The following is a 19,278-nucleotide window of genomic DNA, read 5'->3' as shown; positions in this document are numbered from 1 at the left end:
CGGGCGTGCGGCCGACGTGTGGCTCAACCCTCAACCTAGGAGGAGTTGGCAACTTTTGGCAATAGAAGGGATGTCGCGAGGTGACTTTGGAATGCGGTAGCAGACCTCAAGACGCTGAAGTGCCTGGCTATTTGAGAGGTAATGCGTTGCCATAATTGGCAAGCATGAGGCATGGTGGGGCGGTCGGGCCCATCCGCTGCGACCGTTGGCCGGCGCCCGCGGCGGCCCGTACCACCGGACAGCCCAACAGAGAGGAACATGCCGTGACGATCGCCCCCCTGCAGTCGGCCGACTTAGTCGTCACCCCGCTCGCCGGCGGCCTCGGCGCGGAGATCGGCGGCGTGGACACCGCCGCCCCGCTTGGCTCGGAGACCGTCGAGCAGGTGCGCTGCGCGCTGCTGCGCCACAAGGTTGTCTTCCTCCGCGACCAGCGGCTGGACTACGCGAGCCAGGCGGCGTTCGCCCGCCGCTTCGGAGGCCTGACCCTCGGTCACCCGATCTACCAGGCACCGGAGAACCGCCCTGAGGTGCGTGAGATCGACTCCCGCGAAGGCACCCGCGCGAACCACTGGCACACCGACCTCACCTTCGTGGACCGCCCGCCGGCGCTCGCCTTCCTGCACAACAAGATCGCCCCGCCGGTCGGCGGGGACACCATGTGGGCCAATACGGTGGGGGCGTACGAGTCACTGCCAGAGCCGCTGCGGGCGCTCGCCGACCAGCTGCGCATCGTGCACAGCAACGACTCCGACTACACCGACGCCACGGTGGCTGCTCGCGAGGCGTACATCTCCAGGCTGTTCGAGACCGAGCACCCCGCCGTGCACGTGCATCCCGAAACCGGGGAACGGGCTCTGCTGGGCGGCGGGTTCGCTCGCCGTGCGGTCGGCTTCAGCCCGCAGGCCTCGCGCGATCTGCTGCGGATCCTGCAGGAGTACGTCACCCGGCCGGAGAACACCGTGCGGTGGCGCTGGCGGGCCGGTGACCTTGCGATCTGGGACAACCGGGCGACCCAGCACTACGCGGTGCACGACTACGGGGCACAGGACCGCCGGGCCGAACGCTGCACGGTCGCCGGTTCCGTCCCTGTGGGTGTCGACGGCAGGCCGAGCACGGTCCTCGCAGGGGACATGACGGCATACAACGCCGGCGTCGCCTGACGCCGGCGGACAGGGCGGTGGGGGGACGGGCCGCCCCGTCCCCCCACCGCCCTGTCACGGTTCAGTCCGCGGTGTACGCGACCGCTTCCGCCAGGCCGTCGGCCACGGCCGCCACGCCTTCGTCGTCGATCACCAGCGGCGGCACCGCGACGACCGCGGAGCCGATCCGGCGGAGCAGCAGCCCGCAGTCGCGGGCCCGGGCGAGGATCCTGTCCGCCCGCCCTTCGCTGTCCGTCTCGACGACGGCAATGAGTCCGAGGCCGCGTACGTCCGTCACTCCGGGTGCACCTGCCAGTGATGCGAGACGGCGCAGGAGGCAGGCGCCGAGTTCCTCGGCCCGCTCGGGCAGGCGCAGCTTCTCCAGCATGTCGAGGGTGGCGAGCGCGGCGGCACAGGCCACGGCGTGCCCGGAGGTGGTGTGGCCGTACCGCAGGCCGCCAATGACCGGGTCGGCGGCGAAGGTGTCGTACACGCGGTTGTGGACCGTGACCGCGGCCAGTGGCACGTATCCGCCCGTGAGGCCCTTGCTGGAGACGATGATGTCCGGGACGACATCCTCACGTTGGCATGCGAACATGCGGCCGGACCTGCCATAAGCAGTGAAGACCTCGTCGAGCACGAGCAGGGCCCCGGTGGCGTCGCACAGGGCCCGCAGCCCGCGGAGGAATCCGGGCGGAAGGACGACGGCCCCGCCGACGTTGAGGAACGGCTCGACGACGACAGCGGCCGGGAGATCGTCCGGGTCGTGCCCGACGGCCTCTTCGAAGGCGGACAGCAGAGCGGACAGGGCCCCGGGGTGGCGAAGCGCCCGGGGCTCGTCGGGGAGCTCGACGCGGGTCACCGGCAGCGGGGTGTCCAGCAGGTGCCGGTTTCGGGGGAGGGTGGACAGGCTGCGGCTGAGCAGCGTCGCGCCTTGGTAGCCGCGGGCGAAGGTGACGATCCGTGGGCGTGGGCGGCCGAGATGGGCCCAATGGGAGACGGCCATCATGACGGCGGCGTCGAAGCCCTCGGACCCGCTGTTGACGAAAAGCGTCTTGTCCAGGCCGGGCGGCGCGTGGCCGGCGAGGCGTTCTGCGAGCACTCCGACGGGCTCGTGCGAGGCTACCGAAAGGTCGGCGTGATGCAGCCGGGCCGCCTGCTCGGCGATCGCCCGCACGATATCCGGATGGGCGTAGCCGCACGTGGAGTTGAGGGCGGACGCGTCGAGGTAGGCGCGGCCTTCGATGTCCCACACATGGTGGCCTGAGCCGTGCGAGAGGGTCAGTGCCGAGCGGTCGGCGTCCAATGGTGTCCAGGTGTGCCAGACGTGCCGCCGGTCGCGGACCCGCAGCGTCTCGGCGTCGGGGAGGGGACGGGGCGTTCGGGGCTCGCCTACGCGGGCATACGGTGCTGCCATGGCGCTCTCCTCTGGCTGTTCGGGCCCGCGGGCCTACCGCGGACGGGCGGGGGTGGGGCACAAGAAGGCGGCTCCGCGCCGGTCAGCGGGGCACATGCGGATCGGGAGTGTCTCCGTGCTCCTGTCGTGCGGTGGAGGGGGAGTGGCTGACCGCCTACCAGGCGAGCGTTCCGTGCTCGTCGTAGAACCCACCTGACGGGCCGTCATCGGGCAGGTCCGCCAGGGTGATGACGGCGCGGGCCCCCTGCTCCACGCTGCGCGGCGCGCGGAAGCCGTTCATGCCGGTGGCCGTCCAGCCCGGAGAAACAGAGTTGATCTTGATATGGGCGAGCCCGGGGTCCGCCCGGAAGGCCGCGGCGTACTGCACGGTGAGCATGTTGAGAGCGGCCTTGGAGCTGGTGTACGCGAGCCGCACCGAGGCGTCTCCGGGCAGGTCGGCGCCCGAACTGGTCAGGGCGAGAGAGGCCGTGGCGCTGGAGACGTTGACGATGCGGGGGGTGGCTGACCGGCGCAACAAGGGCAGCGTCGCGTGGATCATGGCCACCGGGCCCGCCACGTTGGCCTCGAAGGTCTTGCGGATGATCGGGGCGGTGGTGCCGGCGGCGCTCGCCCCGATGAACACCCCGGCATTGTTGACCAGCACGTCGAGGCGCCCGCAGGTCCGTTCCAGCTGCCGGGCCGCGGCGGCCACGCTTTCGTCGTCGGTGACGTCAAGCGTGACGGGGTGGACCCGGATGCCGTCGCGGGCGAGGACAGCTGCGGCCTCGGCGCCGCGGTCGGCGTCTCGGCTGCCGAGGGCGACGAAGGCCCCGAGCAGGGCGAGCTGTCGGGCGGTCTCCAGACCGATGCCCTTGTTGGCCCCGGTGACCAGGACGATGGTCCCGGGCTTCACAAGGCTGTCCGGTACACCGAGACGTGCCCGGTGCTGCCCGGTCCGAAGGGGCGGCCAGACCAGTCCTCGAACCTCCGGTCGAGACGTAGCCCGGCGTGGGCGGCCATCAGGTCGAGTTCGGAGGGCCAGCAGTAGCGCTCGGCGTGGGGGCGCAGGTGGACGCCATCGACGTCGAAGGTGATCTTTTGGCTGTGGAAGCGCTGGGCTGCGAGGTCGAAACGGTAGACCTCGATGGTGGCGGAGTCCTCCGTGACGTCAAGCGTCTCGACGCGCTGACCGCGGTCGAAGAACGACGGGTCCGGTACGTAGGCCTCGACGACGAAGGCACCGCCGGGTTCGAGGACCTTGGCGACGTTGCGGAAGCAGTCCTGCTGACGGTCGGCCTCCAGGAGGTTGAACAGCGTGTTGAAGATGAGGTAGACGAGGGTGAACGGGCCCTCGACAGGCACATCCGCCATGTCGCCGACGACGCTGGGGATGCGGTCGCCTCCCGGCTTGGCGCGCATTTTCCGGATCATCCGGTCGGAGCCGTCGACACCCTCGACTCGGACGCCGCGCGCGGCCAGGGGCAGAGCCACCCGCCCGGTGCCGATGGCGAGTTCGAGGGCACGTCCCTCGCCGGCGAGTCCGGCGAGGAAGTCGGCCGCCGGGCGGGGGTCGAGCGGGGTCTTCTCGTCGTAGTCGTCTGCCCAGGCTTCACCGAAGAGCCCCGGGTCCCCGAACTGCCTGCTGGCCGCCATCCGAGCCCTTTCCGTAGGGGGTGGGCGGGTCTTGCGTCCACGGTGCGGTGCACCGTTCGCGCCACCCTCCGAAGCATGTTGCCATAGGGCGACAAGTGCGTGACAACATTTGGCAACAAAGGGGCTGCCGGTAGTGACGCCAGGCCGGGGCGACGACGCGAGGACGGTTCCGTGGAACAGCGCATGCTCGAACGGATCGGCAGGGAGGTCTCGGCCGTTGGCCGCGGCACCTGGCAACTCGGAGCCGACTGGGGCGTGGTGGACGAACGGGCTGTTCGGTGGCAGCAGCGCGGGGGCCGGGGCCGGGGCGTCCGGACCCGCGGCGCGGCTGTCCGCCGGCTCCGTGAGGAGCGTTGCGGTGCCCACCGCGGCACGGCCGGCACCGCAGGCCCCGTCAGAGGCGCAGCGTCGGGTCGGCCTGCCGCCTACGGGCCCGTCCGGCGTCGAACTCTGTGTATGTGTCGGCGAGTTCGGCTGCCACCTCGGGCCAGTTCACGTAGTCCGTGTAGGCCTCGCCGCAAGGCAGGAACCCAAAGGAGGGTTCGCTGACATCGATCCGGCCCCCGTGGACTTCGACGTGCTTGAGGAAAGCCCGCGACTCCTCGATGATCACCGGATTGTTGATCTCCCAGGCGCCGGAGGCATAGGACTCCGCCCGGCGGGCCAGTCGCGCACAGGCCGAACCGGTCCACTTGAAGTGGTGCACCTGGGCGTAGATGTCGCCGGGCGGCACACCCCGGCCGGACCAGCTGTTGTGCTGCCCGTAGGACAGCTCGGTCCGCCCTCGGGCCAGCGTGACCTTGGTGGGCCGGGCGCGGAGCAGTCGCAGAGTGAGAAGCCCGGCCAGCCCGTACTGGCGCCACAGCGCCTCCGGTGCCGACTTGTCGGGCTCCGGTAGGGTGCCGTCAGACGCGACCCGGTCGAGGAAGGCGCCCCGCACGAAGTCGTAGCCGTTCCGCTCGCAGTAGGCGATAACGGCGGTGAGTCCGTCGGGGTAGAGGTGGAACTCGTCGAGATCGGCCACCACCCACCAATCGTCGGGGTGTTCGCTCATCGTCTCCCGGATGACCGCCGGGTTCAGGTGCTCGTGCCAGGGCCCGACCACGACCCGGGAGAACGCCAGTCCGGCCCGCCGCATGACCTCCTCCGACGCTGCGACAGCTGGATCGTCCAGACTGTCCGTGTGGCGCACCAGATGGAATTGGTCAACGCCAAGGTGCCGGTAGTGCTCAATGGCTGGGCCGAGCAGTGAAGTATCCCCGCCCACCATGCAGACCATTCTGATCGCCATTCAACCGACCCTTCCAAGATTACCTTCCAGGGATTTTCCCCTCACAGGGAGAAATTAGCCCTTGATGCATCAGAATGCCCCGCTCTCAATTCGCCAGATTGTCAAGCATCTCCGCTCGAACTCCGGCACAGAAGCGCTGCCGTGATCAGCTCGGACGACCGAAACGGCCCGCCGGAGAATCCGACGGACCGTCACGAAAGATCGAGGTCAGGCAGGCGTCGTGGGCCCGTCGAGTTCATCGGCCAGCTTACGCAGGTGGGGGCCGTATTCCGGGTCGGCAAGGGCTGCGGCGAATTGGGCGGTGAGATAGGCTAACGGATTACCGGTGTCGTACCACTTCCCCTGAATGACCTGCCCGTATACGGCATGGGCGGTGGCGTAGGCGTTGATGGCGTCGGTCAGGTAGATCTCGCTGGTACGGTGCTCGTACCAGCGCTTGGTCTCCTCGCGAAGCTCGTCGATGATGCCTGGGGTGACGACATAACCTCCGATGGCCGCGTACGCCGACGGCGCGTCCTGCGGCTTCGGCTTCTCCACAAGGCCAGTGACACGAAGAAGACCGTCCCCGAAGTCCTCTTTGACCACGGGCACGCCGTAGCGCTGGGAGTCGTCCGCCGCCATCGGCATCACGGCCAGCACAGGACAACTCGTCGCCTCGTAGGCTCTGATCAGCTGCTGTGCGCGAGGCACTTGTGCGACGAACACGTCGTCGGGCCACAGGACCAGTATCGGTTCGTCGCCAAAGTTCCGCGCCGCGTTGAGGACCGGGGTGCCGTTTCCATACGGGCCCTGCTGGTGAAGGTAGGTGATGTGCCCTCTCCTGGAGAGCTCGCCGACTTCCTCCACGGCGTCAGCGTAGACGGTCTTGCCCTCCTCCCGCAGTTGCGAGACCAGTGCCGGATTGGGGCGGAAATGCTCCTGAATCAAGCCCTTGCCGCCTGAAACGACAATGGTGATGTCGGTAATGCCTGACGCCACGAGCTCCCGCACCGTGTGCTCGATGACCGGCTTGTCCCCAACCGGCAGCATTTCCTTAGGTGTTGCCTTCGTCAAGGGAAGAAGGCGGGATCCCAGCCCCGCGGCGGGGATGACTGCCCTGCGAATGGTCTTGGACATAGGCCCTTCTTGGTCCGAGTGATCTGGCGCAGTCGCCACTTCTGCTGCCGACACGTGGACGAGCAGTCGGACGGGGCTGCGCAGCAACAGGTCCGCTGGTGCGGTGGCGTCGTACAGGTGTCCCCGACACGCATGGACCGGTCGATGTCGACAGGAATGAGGGAACAGGCCCTGCGGATTCCCGCCGGATCGGGTTTCGGTTTCTCGACCTCGTCTGCGCGGCCCGTCGACTCGCGCCGGTGAGGGCGTTTCAGTAGCCCGGTGAGCATGGACCGCGGTGGTCCGAGTGAGTAGAGGGCGATGACCTCCTCCGTGCTGTATACCGTGCCTCCCAGTGGGCGAGAGTCACGGTTTGCGGGGCGGGCACTTGCAGAGTCGGCCGCTGGTGCCGCTCCTGCGTCGTGTCCGTCATGCCGTCGGCTCCCCGTCCTCGATGAATCGGGCGGTGATCTCGTGGGCGAATGCCATGATCGTGCCCTGGGGGCTGATGCCCGTGACGCCCGGGAGAACGCTGGCGTCGCACACGCGCAGGCCCTCGAAGCCGTACGGCCGGCCCCGCTCGTCGCACACCCCGCCGCGCTCCGCCTGCGCCATCCGCGCGGACGCCATGCCGTGCACCGACACCAGTTCCCAGTCGCCCGGCCGGACCCGGCGGCAGAACTCCTCGACCTCGGCCATGGTGCTCAGGGGCGGTGCCGAGGACACCGGGGGCGTCAGCTGGTCGGCGCCGGCGGCGAGGAGCAGGCGGGAGCCGATACGGAAGGCCTCGACAAGGGCGCCGTGGTCCACGGCCGTCATGTTGTGCCGCAGCAGCAGCAGCCCGCCGCCGGGCAGGGCCCGCACGGTGGCCGTGCCGTGCAGCCGCACCTGCGTGGTGTAGACCCCCAGCCTGTCGTAGTCGTCGAGATACTGGGTGACCTCGGCGGGGTCGCGGCCTGCCAGGGCGGCGGCGAGCGCTCCGCGCGAGACGTTGGACGGCATCACCAGGATGCCGCGGTCGCCGAACTCCTTCAGCTGCGCGGTGAAAATGGTGCCGTCGTGCGCGGCCACCCGCTCGGGAAAGCGCGCGACGGTCCGCAGGTTGACATGGAGCGCCAGATCCCGTCCCGCGCGGCGCTGCTGGATGCGGCTGCGCTGGAGCAGGCCGGGGGTGCCGAGCGGGCCGGCTGCTAGAAACACCGAGCGGGCCCGGTACTCGGTGCGGGCGCCGTCGGGTCCGGTGGCGAGGGCCCCGTGCACGGTACGGCCGTCGTGCAGGAGGCGCAGGACGCGGGTGTCGGGGCGGATGTGCGCGCCCAGAGCCTCGGCCCGGGGGAGGTAGCTGACGGCCATGCTCTGCTTGGCTCCGCTGGGGCAGCCGGTGGTGCAGCGGTTGCGGTGCAGACAGCCCTGCACGACGCGGCGGGCGTGCTGCCAGCGCCAGCCGAGGCGGTCGGCGCCAACCGCCAGGAGCCGCGAGTCACGGTTGGCGCCGCCGTCGCCGTGCTGCTGCACGATGGGGCCGAGCCGGGCCGAGACCGTCTTCAGATGGGGCGCGAGGTCCGCCGCGCGATAGCCGTCGATGCCCGACACCGCCGCCCAGCGCGCGAGCAGCGCGGGCGGCGGCTCCCACAGCAGCCCGCCGTTGACCAGGGTCGTGCCGCCCACGGCGCGCCCCTCGCCATAGACGATGGTGGGGGTGCCCAGGACGGGCGTGAGCCCGCCGTTGCGGTACAGGTTGCGCATGTTCTCGGCCGGGCTCGCCGCGGCGAGGGCCGCGGTGTCGGCCCTGGGGCCCTCCTCCAGGACCGTCACCTGACGCCCCGCCGCCGCCAGTTCGAGCGCCGCCACCGAGCCGCCCGCGCCCGAGCCGATCACGAGGACGTCCGTGTCGACACTCCGCTGCCGTCCGAATGCCCGCCTCACCGTGCCCCCTCCCTTCCGGTACGGCCGTCCAGGGCGCCGAGGAGGGCAAGCGCGGTGCTCGACCGGACGACCTCACGGAAGCCCGGCAGCACGGCCAGCGCCCCCAGGCCCGGCCGCCCGCCCCCGGCGCCGTTCGCGTCACCGTCGGCCGCGCGGTGCAGGGAGCGTCCGCCGGTCGTGAGCCGGTACGCCAGGGGCAGCGTTCGCAGCACGGCCGCGTATCCGGCGCGCTGGGCCAGCGGCAGCGTCCGCAGGGTGTTCAGCAGGTGCGCCTCGGCGGCTGCCATCGCGGGCGCCTCGCGTAGAACGGGGTACTGGCGCCGCCAGTACGATCGCAGGCCGCTCGCGCGCAGGGCCGCGTGCATCGGCCCGCTGCCGCGCGTCATCGTGTCCTCCTGGCCGCCGTCGCAGTCTCCTTCACAAAGTCCGCCAGCAGCCGGGGCGCGCCCCGGTCGAGCACGGCGTCGAGTGCGTCCAGGAAGAGCCGGACCTCCTTCTCGCCGGCCACCAGCGGCGGCGACACGATCAGCGCGATGTCCTGGGTAGAGCCGAAGAAGGAGAGGATGTCGTGGTCCCGGTAGAGCGCCGCGATCACGGCACCGGTGATCAGCTTGGCGAACGCCTGTGGATCCTTGGCCAGTTGGACGGGAATCAGGTCGCGTACGGCGGTAGGCAGCTGGGCTCTGGGACGCAGCCGGACACCGTGCAGGGCACCCCGGCCGGCGATGCCCGCCACGAGTTTGGGGTGGCGGGCGGCGATGTCGGCGAGGCCGGGCACGAGGATTGCCTCGAGAGCGCGGGCCCGCGCCGGGAAGTCCTCCTCGACGGCGACCGCGACCGCCTCCAGCGCCGTCGCGGTCTCCTCGCCGAAGCCGTGGTACGTGGTGCTGTGCAGGGTGACGTCGCGCGGGTTGTCGTAGGCCTCGCGGAAGACCGGCTCGCGGGCGATATAGCCGGAGATCGAGGACTTGCCGCCCCCGAACGACTTCGACGTCGTCACCACGTCGGGGACCAGGCCGGGGTGGTGCATGAAGTGGAAGAGACGGCCCGTCTTGCCCCAGCCCGTGTACACCTCGTCGAAGATCAGCAGGATGTCCTGCTCGGTGCACAACCGGCGAGCCTCGTACAGGAACTCCGCGGAGCACTCGCGCAGGCTGGAGGCGCTGAACGGCTCCAGCACCACCGCGTACACGTCGCTGCGGCCGCGCTCGTCGGTGTGGCGTTCCAGAGCGAGCCGGAAGGACTCCAGGTCACCGTAGGCGAAGGAGTCCGTGCCCGGCAGCCGCGGATACTCGAAGTGGATCTCGGAGGACGCGGTGAGGCTGCCGGCGCCGAGCAGCTTGCCGTGGAAGGAGATGTCGGTGTGCAGGATCGTGCCGCGCCGGCCGCCGTGGTACTTGTACGCCAGTTTGACGGCGCCCTCGACGGCCTCGGCGCCCGAGTTCGGGAAGTACGAGATGTTCAGGTCGCCCGGGAGCAGGGCGGCGAGGTTGTGGCCGAGCGCGGCGACGTAGGGCGACAGGTAGATCTTGTGCACCTCCATGCGCCGCCGCTGTCGGAACCGGTCGCGGGCCGCGAGGATCCGGGGGTGGTTGTGTCCGTGGCTGAGGACGCCGACCCCGCCGGTGAAGTCGAGGAGGCGACGCCCGTCCCGCAGCTGGATCCACGCGCCCTCGGCGCTGTCGACGAGGTCGCGGCCGAAGCCGAAGGTGCCGAGGAGCGAGGCCTCGCTGCGGCTGATGTACTTTCCGTACAGGTCATGGACCTGGTCGATGCCGAGGTTCTCGGCATCATCGAGGGTGAGCAGCTCAGGCACGGGAGGCCTCCTCCGCTCGCGGAGCGGCCGGCTTGCCGGCGGTGCGCAGTCGGTCGGCCATCAGCTGTCCGGTCCTGCGGCCCTCACGCGCGGCGTGATTCGTGCCGCGGTCCTCCGGGAACACCTGCGCCATGCTCGCCAGGTACAGGCCGTGCACGCCGGTCCGCGTCGGGGGCATGTCACGGCTGTAGTTGGGGGTGATCACGGGCTGGGCGTACTCGGCGCGCCAGACGTGGTAGTCCTCGACCCAGCTCTGGTCGAAGCCGGGGAACATCCGGCGCAGGTACGGAAGACTGTACGTGAAGACCTCCTCGTCGCTCATCCGGTACAGCTCGGCATCGGCCGGCAGGTACTTGGAGAGGTAGACGACGTGCCGGTTGCCGTACCGGCTGGGGGAGTCCATGTTGGTGTGCTCGATGACGCCGACGTAGGGGAACGACGGATCGTTGACGTTGAGCCAGTACGTGTCGGAGAGCCTGCGGTTGTTCTCCAGGACCAGGCAGACGTTCGCCAGGTAGCGGATGTCGAGCAGTCGCCGCGCGACGGCGGGCACCGCGGGGTGGGCCGGAGCGTCGTGCCCGGCGGCGGAGAGCAGGTTCGCGGCGAGTTCCGGGGCGACGGTGAGCAGGACCTGCCGGGCAGGCAGGAACGTTCCGTCCTCGGTGCGGACGCCGGTGACGCCGGCGCCGTCGGTGGTCACCGCACAGGCCGCGGTGCGGGTGAGCACCTCCACGCCGAGTTCGGTCAGCCGCTTGTGCATGGCGTTGACCAGGGTCTCGCTGCCGCCGCGCAGGTAGTAGAGGATCTCGTTGCCCGACTTGGTGCGGCTGCCCCCGCGCAGCGCGAGCTTCGTCCACATCCAGGTGGCCCCGACCTGGTCCGCGTACTGGCCGAACTTCCCCTCCAGCAGGGGCCGCCACACGACGTCGTAGACCCGGCGTCCGCCGAGCGAGACCAGCCACTCCTCGGCCGTACGGTGCTCCAGGGTGCGCCAGTCGGTGACGCGCCGGCCGCGCACGGCGAGGACGCCGAGCCGCAGGCGGTCCAGGAGCGGGAGCGGGGCGAAGCGCAGCAGGTCCAGGGGGCGGGAGAGGCGGTAGACGGAGTTGGCGTAGTACATGCCGGTGCGGGTGAGGTGGGGCTCGATCGCGTCCGGGACACCGAGCCGCTCGCACAGGTCGAACATCTCGCGGTCGGAGGAGAACCAGTGGTGGTAGAAGCGCTCGATGCGCCGGCCGTCGCCGACGTCGAAGCTTCCGGCCAGGCCGCCGAGTTCGGGCTCGCGCTCCACGACCGTCACGCGGTGTCCGCGCTCGGCGAGTTCCAGGGCGGCGGTGAGGCCGGTGAACCCGCCGCCGACGACGACGGCGTCCCGCAGGTCGTCCGTTTCCGGTGTGCTCGTGTCGCGGGGGTTCGTGTTTCCGGGGTTCATGCTCATGTCAACTCCTTCACGCGGGCCGCGGAGGTCTTCGCCGTGGTGCCGCGGCTCGAATCGGTCCGTTCCATGACGAGGTAGGGCGGGCGGCCCTGGACCTGGCGGAAGACGCCGAGCAGGTACTCACCCAGCACCCCGCAGGCCAGCGACTGCGCCCCGAACGCGCCGAGCGGGGCGGCCTGCCGGACGCTGCCGCGGGCCAGCGCGGCGCCCGCGCCGAGCAGCGAGGCGGCGCCGAGATAGGTGGGGATACGCAGCGGCAGGGTGGCCGCTCCGGCGAGGATGCCGGTGCGCGAGAGCGCCAGCATCTTGCGCAGGGTGTACTTGGTGGTGCCGGCGCCGCGGGCGTCCCGCTCGTAGGTGATGCTCGTCTCGGGGAAACCTGTCCAGCTGATCGCGCCGCGCAAGAACAGGTCCTTCTCCCCGAGCGAGGTCACGAAGTCGACGACCTTGCGGTCGAGGAGCCGGAAGTCGCCGGTGTCGAGGGCGACGGGATGGTCGCTGAGCCGGGCCAGGAGGCGGTAGTAGAGATACGCGGTGGACTTCTTGAGCTGGGTCTCGCCGTGGCGGGTGGCGCGGCGCGCGGAGACGATCGACCAGCCTTTGAACCACTGCTCCGTCATGCTCGGGATGAACTCGGGAGGGTCTTGGAGGTCGGCGTCCATCAGGACGACGGCGTCCCCGGTGGCCTCGGCGAGGCCGGCCAGAGCGGCCGCCTGGTGCCCGAAGTTGCGGCTGAAGCGCACTCCGCGCACCATGCGGCCGGGGGCGTCGGCGAACTGCTGGATGAGCGGCCACGTGCCGTCGGTGCTGCCGTCGTCGACGTAGACGATCTCGTGCGGGAGGTCGTGCAGGGCACGGGCGAGGCGGTCATGGGTGCGCCGCAGTACCTGGTCCTCGTTGTAACAGGGCAGGACGACGCTGATGAGAAACGAGCGCGGGGGTGCTGCGCTCGGCTGGTCGTTAGCGATGGGAACCCCTCCTGCGGTGCGGAGTTGTCGGCATGCGCTGTGCGGTCGTGGATCGCGGTGGCCGGGTGTCGGTCGGCCTGTCGATCAGAGGGCTTGGATGAGGGCGAAGGGGGGCTTCGGCACCAGGTAGAAGTGGTCTCCTTCGACCACGTGCTCGCGGTGGGAGGCGGTGGTCAGCGTGGACCAGGGGCGGAGGTCGGCGTCGGGGTCGGCGTCCCCGACGATCGTGGTCACGGGGCAGCCCAGGGGCGGGTCGTCGGGGCGGGGCAGGTAGGCGTGGAACATGCGGCCGTCGTCGCGGACGTAGGGCAGGACCAGGGACCGGAACTCGGGGTCGGCCGCGAGTTCCGGGTCGGTGCCGCCGAGTGCGAGCAGGCGGGCGACGACGGTTTCGTCGTCCTCGTCCTGCGCGGCGGCGGAGTCCTCGGGGCCGGGGCAGGGGGCGTCCCGGGAGCCGGACGCGACGAGGTGGGCGGGGCGGATGCCGCGCCGCTCCAGCGCGCGGGCCGTCTCCAGGGCTACCGCGGCGCCCATGCTGTGCCCGAACAGCAGCAGGGGCCGGTCGGCCAGAGGCTCCACGGCGCTCGCGACGGCGTGGGCGAGGACGCGCAGGTCCCTGGCCGGCGGTTCGTCGATGCGCTCGGCACGCCCCGGGTAGCACACGGTGTGCACCTCGGTGCCGGGCAGTCGGCCTCCCCAGTCCCGGAAGAACGCGGCGGATCCCCCTGCGTGAGGGAAGCAGACCAGCCGCCGTTCCGGGTCGGGCAGCGGGACGGGGCAGTGCAGCCAGCGGGCCCGGGGAGTGTGCGGTGGAAGCGATACAGGGGTGGGGGCGGCCGTCGCGGGGGTCACTTCGGCTGCTCCTGGTTCGTGTGGCGGCGGGCGCGCAGGGCGCGGGCGCGGCGGGCTGCCGAGCGGCGGGCCTCGGCCTCGGCGTCGTGTGCCTGAGCGCCGCCGCCCTTGATCAGCTCGGCCTGGGCCATGACCGTCGTATGGCGGAAGAGGGCGACGATCGGCGGGCGCCTGCCGGTGTGGCGCTCCAGCGCGTCCTGGAGCTGGAACATCGCGAGCGAATGGCCGCCCAGGTCGAAGAAGTTGACGTCGACGGGTACCGCCCGCGCCTGCAGGACCTCGGCCCAGGCCGCCCGGACCGCTTCGGTCGGGTCGGCGTCGGCACCGGCACCGCCGGGCTGCGGTGGGGCGGGGTGCACGGTCGGGTCGGCTGGGCCCGCGGCGGCGGACTCGGGCTCGGGGTGCGGCTGCCGGGCCCGGTCGCGCAGGCGGGCGCGGTCGGCCTTGCCGTTGACCGTGCGGGGGAAGGAGTCGAGCACCTCGATCCGGGCGGGCACCATCGCGGCCGGCAACACGCGGGCGAGCCGCTCCCGCAGGTCCGGAGCGCCAGGCAGTGAGGGCGCCAGCGCGAACCCGGTGAGGGAGGTCCCCGCCGGGTCCGGCACGACGACCGCCTCGCGTACTCCGGGCAGGGCGCCCAACGCGGCCTCCACAGCGCCGAGTTCGATCCGGTGACCACGGATCTTGACCTGGTGGTCGCGACGGCCCAGGAAGTCGAGGGTGCCCTCAGCGGTCCAGCGGACGAGGTCACCGGTGCGGTACATCCGCGCGCCGGGCACGGGGGCGAAGGGGTCGTCGAGGAAGACACGGGCGGTGGCGTCCGGACGCCCGAAGTAACCGCGGCTCACCCCGGCGCCGCCGATGTACAGCTCGCCATCGGTGCCACGCGGCACCGGGCGCAGCCGCTCGTCGAGCACGTACAGCCGGACACCGGGGGCGGGCCCTCCGATGGAGACCGGCCCCGGGGCGTCGTAGCGGCGGTAGCTCGCCCAGACCGTCGCCTCGGTGGGGCCGTACTCGTTGACCAAGGCCACCGGGCGTTCATGCAGGGCGAAGTGACGGTCCATCAGTTCAGCGGGAAGTGGTTCGCCGGCCGTGGTCACGATCTCCAGGGTGCGCAGTCGCTCCATCCCGTACCGTTCGGCGGCGTCGAGCAGCACGCTGTAGAGGGAGGGCACGCAGAGCAGTTGGGTCACCCCGTGGCGTTCGACGAGACGGGACAACCGCTCGGGGTCGCGTGCCTCCTCGGCTCCGGCCACGACCAGTTGTCCGCCGGCCGTGAGCGTGCCCCACAGACCGGCGACGGAGGAGTCGAAGGCGAGCGGCGAGACGAGCAGGAAGACGGGCTTGCCGGCGTAGACCATGCGCCGGGCCAGGGTCGAGGCGGCCAGCTCCCGGTGCCCGACCTCGACGCCCTTGGGCTCGCCGGTGCTGCCGGATGTGTAGATGAGGTAGGCGGGGTCGTCGCCGGTGAGTGGGTCGGCCTCCAGGTCAGCTCCCGGGTCGTCCTCGTCGGCGGTGCCCGCCTTCGCCGCGGCGGCGTCGAGCTCTGTCCCGTCCGTCTCCTCCACCGGCACCAGCGGCAGACCCAGGCCGGACACTCGGTCCGCGGCGGTCCGGGTGACCACGACGGCACCGACACGGGCGTCGGCCAGTACGTCGGCGATGCGGCGGTCAGGGTGGGCGAGATCCACGGGTACGTACGCCGCCTTGGCGCGCAGGACGCCGAGCACCGTCGCCACCATCGCGGTGGACGGCTCCACCAGGACGCCGACGCGGTCGCCCCGGCGTACCCCCGCCCGCGCCAGCCGGGACGCGATCCGGTCGGCCCAGGTGTCCAGCGCCCGGAAGCCGATGGCGCTGTCACCGCTGCTGACGGCTGTGGCGGTGGGGGTCACCCGGGCGAACCGCGCCACGAGTTCGTGCACCGGTGTGGGCTCGGCCCGGGGCAGGGGCAGACCGTGGCCGAGCGCTTCCGGTTCATCGCCCCGGAACCCCTCGGACACCGGTCGGCCGGGCAGCACGTCGCTCTGGAGCGACCTGGTCATCGGGACTCCTCTGGTGGGTGTGGAGTGGTGGTGCGGTGTCGGGGGCGCGTCGCGCCGTCACGGTCGTCGGCTGCGAGGCGTCGGCTGCGATGCGGCGGCTGCGATGCGGCGGTGGCAGTCCGGCGTAGGCCGAGGGGCCTCATGGAGACGCCGAAGAGCGGGTTGGCGCCGCCGACACGATCCAGATCGCCGGTTCCGCCACGAGGAACGAGCGCAGGGCGCACACGAACGCGCGAGGACGCTGACCAGGATGACGTGGCGGATCAAGCCCCCTCTTCATTCCTCCACCCCGACTCCAGGCAATATGTTGCCAGACTTGGCATGTATGGGCAACCTTACGTGAAACAGGGTCAACGCAGAGAGGTAACTAATGGCAATAGCAGGGGTGGCTGCGGCAACGGTACGGACGGCCCCGTACGGCACCTGGACCTCGCCGATCACCGCCGCCGAGGTTGCGGCCGCCGGTACCCGCGTCGAGTGGGTCGGTTTCGTCGGCGAGCACGTGTGGTGGACCGAGCTCAGGCCTCAGGAGGGCGGCCGCTCGGCACTGGTCGGCCGGGCCCCGGACGGCACCGTCGCCGATCTGCTCGGCGCCGGCTGGAGCGTGCGCTCCCGGGTCATCGAGTACGGCGGACGCCCCTGGCTCGCCCTCGGCACGGACGCCTCCGCCGGGTTCGTCTTCACGCACGGCGGCGACCAGCGCGTCTACCGCTGCGTGCCGGGCGCCGACCCGGTGCCGCTCAGCCCGGAGCCCGAGCTGCCCGCCGGGTTCCGTTACGCCGACTTCGCGCGGGTCGGCGAAGAGGTGTGGTGCCTGCGCGAGACCCTGCTCGACCCGGCGGGCACGGAGGTCCGCCGGGCGCTGGTGGCGCTGCCGCTGGACGGCCGCGCGGCCGGCGACCCGGGCGCGGTGCGGGTGCTCGGCGCCGGCCATCACCTGATGACCGGTCCCAAGGTCTCGCCGGACGGCCGGCAGGTGGCCTGGATCGGCTGGAACCACCCGGACATGCCGTGGGAGACCACGGACCTGATGTGCGCCCCGGTGCGCCCCGACGGCACGCTGGGGCCCGCCCGGCGGATCGCGGGCGGGCCGGGCGTCTCGGTCGGCCAGGTGGAGTGGGCGCCGGACCGGCCCGGGGTGCTCTACGCGCTGAGCGATCCGGACGGCTGGTGGAACCTCCACGAGATCGGTCCGGAGGGGGACAGCCGCAGTCTGTGCCCGCGCGCGGAGGAGTTCGGCGAGCCGCTGTGGCGGATCGGCGCACGCTGGTTCCTGCCGGCGGACGACGGGCGGCTGTTCGTGGTGCACGGGACGAGCGAGCGCCGACTGGCCGTGCTGCACCCCGACGGCTCACTGGTCGACGTGCCGTCGCCGTACACCGAGTGGGCACAGCTGGCGACCGACGGCCGCCGGGTCGCGGGCACGGCGGCGGGGCCACAGCTGCAGTCCTCCGTCGTCCTGGTCGACTTCGGCTCCCTCGAGGACTCCTACGCCTCCGAGGGGCCCCGCCTGGAGAAGCTGCGAGGCGCCGGCCCGGGGCATGAGGCCTCCCGCAACGCCGACTGGCTGCCGTACGGCAGCCACGAGGTCTTCCGAAACGAGGGCGGCGAGGACGTCCACGCGTTCGTCCACCTCCCGCACAACCCCGGATTCACCGCTCCCGAGGGCGAGTTGCCGCCGTTCCTGGTGCAGGCGCACGGCGGCCCCACCACCCGCAGTCATCTGGTCGTGAACCGGGAGGTCGCCTACTTCACCAGCCGGGGCATCGGCGTGGTCGACGTGCAGTACGGCGGCTCGACCGGCTTCGGCAGGCCCTACCGGGAGCGGCTGCGCGGCAACTGGGGCGTGGTCGACGTGCAGGACTGCGCCGCCGTGGCCCGGGGTCTGGTGGCGCGGGGCCTCGCCGACCCCGAACGGATCGGCATCCGGGGCGGTAGCGCGGGCGGGTGGACGGCGGCGGCCTCGCTGGCGGCCGAGCCGTCCCTGTACCGCGTCGCCGGCATCTACTACCCGCTGCTCGACCCGGAGGAGTGGCGCGACCGCGGCACGCACGACTTCGAGTCGAGGTATCTGGAGAACCTGCTGGGCCCTTGGCCGCAGGCCGCCGAGCGCTACGCGCGGGTGTCGCCGCTGCGGCGGGCCGACCGGGTGCGGGCGCCGTTCGTCATCATGCAGGGCCTCGACGACACGGTCACCCCGCCCGTGCAGGCGGAGCGGTTCCTGGAGCGGCTGGGTGGCGCGGTCCCGCACGCCTACCTCACCTTCGAGGGTGAGCAGCATGGGTTCCGCAGGGCGGAGACCGTCGTGGCCTGTCTGCATGCCGAACTGTCCGTATACGGCCAGGTGTTCGGTTTCGAGCCGCCCGGGGTGCCGCGCCGGGAGCTGTCGGCGTGAGCGAGGCGAGCTGGCCGGTGCCCCGGCATGACGAGGTGATCTCGCTGGTGTAGGTGAGCAGTTGCGGGAAGCGGGCGCCGTCGAGCGCGAAGAGGACCGCGCCGAAGCGAAGAGCACGTAGTAGCCGCGGACGACGACATGGGCGAAGGTGTCGGCCGCGGAGCAGAGCGCCTCGGCATGCGGCGATCCACCCCGCCGAATGCGTTGCGGCCTCGGTCAAGGTCACCACCTCGGCATGCTGTGGTAAGGGCGGCGTGATAGCCTAGGCAACACCTTGCCTGCATGGGCAACATTTGGCATATTGTCTCGTAGAGCAAAAGGGTGAGCAGCGGAGCTCAGGCTCATGGGGATCTCGGCCGCCGGGCCGTGCGTCAACCACGCGACGCGGGTTGCTCCGCATCGTGGCGATCGCGTCCACGACTTCCCAGGCGCTCGACAGTCTGGCTGCACAGAGCCATCGCTCCTTCGAGGTCGTCGTGGTCGACGACGGCAGTATGGCCGGTCCCGACATCCCGATCTCACAGTCGGAGCACGCGACTACATGTAACCCCCGCTATCGGCACGGTTCTGCTCGACGCGGCGACGCACCCCACACTCCGGTCATGGGCGGCCACTTCGAAAGGATCCGATGCTCTGTCAATCACCAGTGCCGTCGCGCCAGGAGGAATGCCCGTGTGCCACGCGCCAGGCTGTTCTTTGGTCCGCTCCACCCCGGATACCGGATCCGTAGCGGAGCTCGCGCTCTTTCTGGCCACAGAGTTCACCGGGCCGAACGCCGCCCGCATCGACGACCTCGCCGCCTACGAACCGCAGACGGGCCACCATCCGCTGCCGCAGCCGGGCGTCACGGCCTTCCGCGACCTCGTCCTGGACGCCTTCCCGACAACGGGGAGCCTCGGCATCACGCGTCCCTTCGACGCGCCGGGGCGCAGCGAGCACAAGGAGGGGCGGGCCTGGGACTGGCGCGTGTGCCGCGCGTGTCAGGGCGATCTGGCCGCCGAGCTGCTCGACTGGCTGCTGGCGCCCGACGCGTTGGGGTACGCGCACGCGGCCGCCCGGCGGCTCGGGGTCATGTACGTCATCTGGGACTCGCGCATCTGGGGTTCCTACGCGGCCGACGAGGGCTGGCGTCCCTACGGCGGCCCGAACCCGCACGTCGACCATCTGCACTTCTCTTTCAGCAGGCAGGGCGCCCTGGCCCGCACGTCGTGGTGGCAACCCCGCCCCGCGCCCCGGCTCCCCGTGCACCAGCCCTAAGGGA

15 protein-coding genes are annotated in these 19,278 nt (G+C 71.2%); 3 read left to right on the top strand and 12 right to left on the bottom strand.

The window, feature by feature from the left end; all coding sequences use genetic code 11:
• Nucleotides 1-263 precede the first annotated feature (263 nt).
• Nucleotides 264-1,160: a TauD/TfdA family dioxygenase gene (locus OHU35_RS02365; protein ID WP_229873025.1), complete on the top strand. Its 897-nt coding sequence runs from the start codon at nucleotides 264-266 to the stop codon at nucleotides 1,158-1,160.
• A gap of 61 nt (nucleotides 1,161-1,221) precedes the next feature.
• Here OHU35_RS02365 and OHU35_RS02360 read toward each other — a convergent pair whose 3' ends face one another.
• The 12 genes from OHU35_RS02360 to OHU35_RS02305 form a co-directional block, all read right to left on the bottom strand.
• Nucleotides 1,222-2,556, bottom strand: a complete 1,335-nt coding sequence (locus tag OHU35_RS02360; protein WP_405504393.1) for an aspartate aminotransferase family protein — start codon at nucleotides 2,554-2,556, stop codon at nucleotides 1,222-1,224.
• Between the two features lie 154 nt (nucleotides 2,557-2,710).
• The gene (locus OHU35_RS02355; protein WP_189725258.1) at nucleotides 2,711-3,448 is read right to left on the bottom strand and encodes an SDR family NAD(P)-dependent oxidoreductase; all 738 of its coding nucleotides are present in this window, start codon (nucleotides 3,446-3,448) and stop codon (nucleotides 2,711-2,713) included.
• A complete protein-coding gene (locus OHU35_RS02350) occupies nucleotides 3,445-4,188 on the bottom strand; it encodes a class I SAM-dependent methyltransferase (RefSeq protein ID WP_189725259.1) in 744 nt (247 codons plus the stop codon). Before OHU35_RS02350 ends, OHU35_RS02355 begins: the two co-directional genes overlap by 4 nt.
• 394 nt (nucleotides 4,189-4,582) lie before the next feature.
• Complete coding sequence (locus tag OHU35_RS02345; RefSeq protein WP_372498777.1) at nucleotides 4,583-5,326, bottom strand: hypothetical protein; 744 nt, start codon at nucleotides 5,324-5,326, stop codon at nucleotides 4,583-4,585.
• Nucleotides 5,327-5,686: 360 nt separating this feature from the next.
• On the bottom strand, nucleotides 5,687-6,595 hold the full coding sequence (locus OHU35_RS02340) for a UTP--glucose-1-phosphate uridylyltransferase (RefSeq protein ID WP_405504391.1): 909 nt from the start codon (nucleotides 6,593-6,595) through the stop codon (nucleotides 5,687-5,689).
• Between the two features lie 408 nt (nucleotides 6,596-7,003).
• Nucleotides 7,004-8,500 (bottom strand): GMC family oxidoreductase N-terminal domain-containing protein, encoded by a 1,497-nt coding sequence (locus OHU35_RS02335; RefSeq protein WP_405504389.1) that lies wholly within the window; start codon nucleotides 8,498-8,500, stop codon nucleotides 7,004-7,006.
• On the bottom strand, nucleotides 8,497-8,886 hold the full coding sequence (locus OHU35_RS02330; RefSeq protein WP_405504387.1) for a hypothetical protein: 390 nt from the start codon (nucleotides 8,884-8,886) through the stop codon (nucleotides 8,497-8,499). Before OHU35_RS02330 ends, OHU35_RS02335 begins: the two co-directional genes overlap by 4 nt.
• Nucleotides 8,883-10,316: an aspartate aminotransferase family protein gene (locus OHU35_RS02325; RefSeq protein WP_189725264.1), complete on the bottom strand. Its 1,434-nt coding sequence runs from the start codon at nucleotides 10,314-10,316 to the stop codon at nucleotides 8,883-8,885. Before OHU35_RS02325 ends, OHU35_RS02330 begins: the two co-directional genes overlap by 4 nt.
• Nucleotides 10,309-11,754 carry an NAD(P)/FAD-dependent oxidoreductase gene (locus OHU35_RS02320; protein ID WP_308400959.1) on the bottom strand — a complete coding sequence of 482 codons (1,446 nt, stop codon included), beginning with the start codon at nucleotides 11,752-11,754 and terminating at the stop codon, nucleotides 10,309-10,311. The genes OHU35_RS02325 and OHU35_RS02320 overlap by 8 nt, the downstream gene beginning before the upstream one ends.
• A complete protein-coding gene (locus OHU35_RS02315) occupies nucleotides 11,751-12,665 on the bottom strand; it encodes a glycosyltransferase family 2 protein (protein WP_267943615.1) in 915 nt (304 codons plus the stop codon). Before OHU35_RS02315 ends, OHU35_RS02320 begins: the two co-directional genes overlap by 4 nt.
• A gap of 141 nt (nucleotides 12,666-12,806) precedes the next feature.
• Complete coding sequence (locus tag OHU35_RS02310; protein ID WP_229873026.1) at nucleotides 12,807-13,574, bottom strand: thioesterase II family protein; 768 nt, start codon at nucleotides 13,572-13,574, stop codon at nucleotides 12,807-12,809.
• Nucleotides 13,571-15,622 (bottom strand): non-ribosomal peptide synthetase, encoded by a 2,052-nt coding sequence (locus tag OHU35_RS02305; protein WP_189725265.1) that lies wholly within the window; start codon nucleotides 15,620-15,622, stop codon nucleotides 13,571-13,573. The genes OHU35_RS02310 and OHU35_RS02305 overlap by 4 nt, the downstream gene beginning before the upstream one ends.
• A 385-nt stretch (nucleotides 15,623-16,007) precedes the next feature.
• Here OHU35_RS02305 and OHU35_RS02300 point away from each other — a divergent pair, with 385 nt between their 5' ends.
• Together OHU35_RS02300 and OHU35_RS02295 are read left to right on the top strand one after the other, a co-directional pair.
• The gene (locus OHU35_RS02300; RefSeq protein ID WP_405504384.1) at nucleotides 16,008-18,017 is read left to right on the top strand and encodes an alpha/beta hydrolase family protein; all 2,010 of its coding nucleotides are present in this window, start codon (nucleotides 16,008-16,010) and stop codon (nucleotides 18,015-18,017) included.
• 672 nt (nucleotides 18,018-18,689) lie between these two features.
• The gene (locus tag OHU35_RS02295) at nucleotides 18,690-19,274 is read left to right on the top strand and encodes a hypothetical protein (protein ID WP_189725267.1); all 585 of its coding nucleotides are present in this window, start codon (nucleotides 18,690-18,692) and stop codon (nucleotides 19,272-19,274) included.
• Nucleotides 19,275-19,278 lie beyond the last annotated feature (4 nt).

This window comes from Streptomyces purpurascens (assembly GCF_045040895.1).
Classification (GTDB): Bacteria; Actinomycetota; Actinomycetes; order Streptomycetales; family Streptomycetaceae; genus Streptomyces; species Streptomyces purpurascens.
The sequence above is the reverse complement of the archived record's forward strand: the minus strand, read 5'-3'. Positions and strand labels throughout refer to the sequence as shown.